The organism is Ruegeria sp. BHSB064 (assembly GCF_059613205.1).
The window spans coordinates 1-1117 of record NZ_JBXWSB010000255.1; the positions used below are offsets into that span (position 1 = coordinate 1).

The 1117-nt window shown below is 55.9% G+C and carries 1 rRNA gene; it reads right to left on the reverse strand.

Annotated elements, in window-relative coordinates:
* Positions 1-22: 22 nt before the first annotated feature.
* Positions 23-1117, reverse strand: a 23S ribosomal RNA gene (locus AC2FNU_RS24770); the annotation flags it as partial.

Here is a 1117-nt window from a genome sequence, read left to right on the forward strand (position 1 = left end):
TCTTGTCTTTCCATTACTGGATCAAATCAAGCCTATCGGGCGATTAGTACCGGTCAACTGAACGCATTACTGCGCTTACATCTCCGGCCTATTGACGTGGTGGTCTTCCACGGCCCTCAGGGAGACCTTGTTTTGAGGGGGGCTTCCCGCTTAGATGCCTTCAGCGGTTATCCTGTCCGATCATAGCTACCCAGCACTGCCGTTGGCACGACAACTGGTCCACCAGTGGATCGTTCACCCCGGTCCTCTCGTACTAGGGGCAACTCCTCTCAAGTCTCCTACACCCACGGCAGATAGGGACCGAACTGTCTCACGACGTTCTAAACCCAGCTCACGTACCTCTTTAAACGGCGAACAGCCGTACCCTTGGGACCTGCTCCAGCCCCAGGATGAGATGAGCCGACATCGAGGTGCCAAACACTGCCGTCGATATGGACTCTTGGGCAGTATCAGCCTGTTATCCCCGGCGTACCTTTTATCCGTTGAGCGATGGCCCTTCCACTCGGGACCACCGGATCACTATGGCCGTCTTTCGACTCTGCTCGACTTGTCAGTCTCGCAGTCAGGCTGGCTTCTGCCATTGCACTCAACGAGCGATTTCCGACCGCTCTGAGCCAACCTTCGCGCGCCTCCGTTACGCTTTAGGAGGCGACCGCCCCAGTCAAACTACCCGCCACGCAGGGTCCCGGATCCGGATAACGGACCGCGGTTAGACATCAAGAGTGCGAAGGGTGGTATCTCAAGGGAGGCTCCACGGATACTTGCGTTTCCGCTTCAAAGCCTACCACCTATCCTGCACATCACAATCCTGATGCCAGTGCGAAGCTGTAGTAAAGGTGCACGGGGTCTTTCCGTCTAACCGCGGGAAGCCTGCATCTTGACAGGCAATTCAATTTCGCTGAGTCGATGTTGGAGACAGCGGGGAAGTCGTTACGCCATTCGTGCAGGTCGGAACTTACCCGACAAGGAATTTCGCTACCTTAGGACCGTTATAGTTACGGCCGCCGTTTACCTGGGCTTCAATTCAAGGCTCTCACCTCTCCTTTTAACCTTCAGGCACCGGGCAGGCGTCAGACCCTATACGTCGTCTTGCGACTTCGCAGAGCCCTGTGTTTTT